This window comes from Pseudomonas artemisiae (assembly GCF_057128685.1).
The window spans coordinates 3,712-5,258 of record NZ_JBSKHS010000031.1 but is presented as its reverse complement, the minus strand read 5'-3'; the positions used below and the strand labels follow the sequence as shown (position 1 = coordinate 5,258).

Below are 1,547 nucleotides of genomic sequence, written 5' to 3'. Positions count from 1 at the left end.
CTGAGTTCGGGAAGGGATCAGGTGGTTCCAATGCTCTATGGTCGTCAAGAAATTCGGTAGCCGCCTCGTGTCACACAGGGTGTGTACGCTGCGACGAATCTGGGTATGTGATGGGTGAGTTGCGTGTTTTCGAAGTGCCTTCACCCCGCGCTCTGCCGTTGGCAGATTGCTTGGGTGTTATATGGTCAAGCCTCACGGGCAATTAGTATGGGTTAGCTCAACGCCTCACAGCGCTTACACACCCCACCTATCAACGTCGTAGTCTTCGACGGCCCTTCAGGGAGCTCAAGGCTCCAGTGAGATCTCATCTTGAGGCAAGTTTCCCGCTTAGATGCTTTCAGCGGTTATCTCTTCCGAACATAGCTACCCGGCAATGCCACTGGCGTGACAACCGGAACACCAGAGGTTCGTCCACTCCGGTCCTCTCGTACTAGGAGCAGCCCCTCTCAAATCTCAAACGTCCACGGCAGATAGGGACCGAACTGTCTCACGACGTTCTAAACCCAGCTCGCGTACCACTTTAAATGGCGAACAGCCATACCCTTGGGACCGGCTTCAGCCCCAGGATGTGATGAGCCGACATCGAGGTGCCAAACACCGCCGTCGATATGAACTCTTGGGCGGTATCAGCCTGTTATCCCCGGAGTACCTTTTATCCGTTGAGCGATGGCCCTTCCATACAGAACCACCGGATCACTAAGACCTACTTTCGTACCTGCTCGACGTGTCTGTCTCGCAGTCAAGCGCGCTTTTGCCTTTATACTCTACGACCGATTTCCGACCGGTCTGAGCGCACCTTCGTACTCCTCCGTTACTCTTTGGGAGGAGACCGCCCCAGTCAAACTACCCACCATACACTGTCCTCGATCCGGATAACGGACCTGAGTTAGAACCTCAAGGTTGCCAGGGTGGTATTTCAAGGATGGCTCCACGCAGACTGGCGTCCACGCTTCAAAGCCTCCCACCTATCCTACACAAGCAAGCTCAAAGTCCAGTGCAAAGCTATAGTAAAGGTTCACGGGGTCTTTCCGTCTAGCCGCGGATACACTGCATCTTCACAGCGATTTCAATTTCACTGAGTCTCGGGTGGAGACAGCGCCGCCATCGTTACGCCATTCGTGCAGGTCGGAACTTACCCGACAAGGAATTTCGCTACCTTAGGACCGTTATAGTTACGGCCGCCGTTTACCGGGGCTTCGATCAAGAGCTTCGCTTGCGCTAACCCCATCAATTAACCTTCCGGCACCGGGCAGGCGTCACACCCTATACGTCCACTTTCGTGTTTGCAGAGTGCTGTGTTTTTAATAAACAGTCGCAGCGGCCTGGTATCTTCGACCGGCAAGAGCTTACGGGGTAAACCCTTCACCTTCGCCGGCGCACCTTCTCCCGAAGTTACGGTGCCATTTTGCCTAGTTCCTTCACCCGAGTTCTCTCAAGCGCCTTGGTATTCTCTACCCAACCACCTGTGTCGGTTTGGGGTACGGTTCCTGGTTACCTGAAGCTTAGAAGCTTTTCCTGGAAGCATGGCATCGACCACTTCGTGTCCT

1 rRNA gene (running past one end of the window) is annotated in these 1,547 nt (G+C 54.2%); it reads right to left on the bottom strand.

Annotated elements, in window-relative coordinates:
* Nucleotides 1-181: 181 nt before the first annotated feature.
* Nucleotides 182-1,547, bottom strand: a 23S ribosomal RNA gene (locus tag ACWKV4_RS20545) (it continues 1,254 nt past the right edge of the window).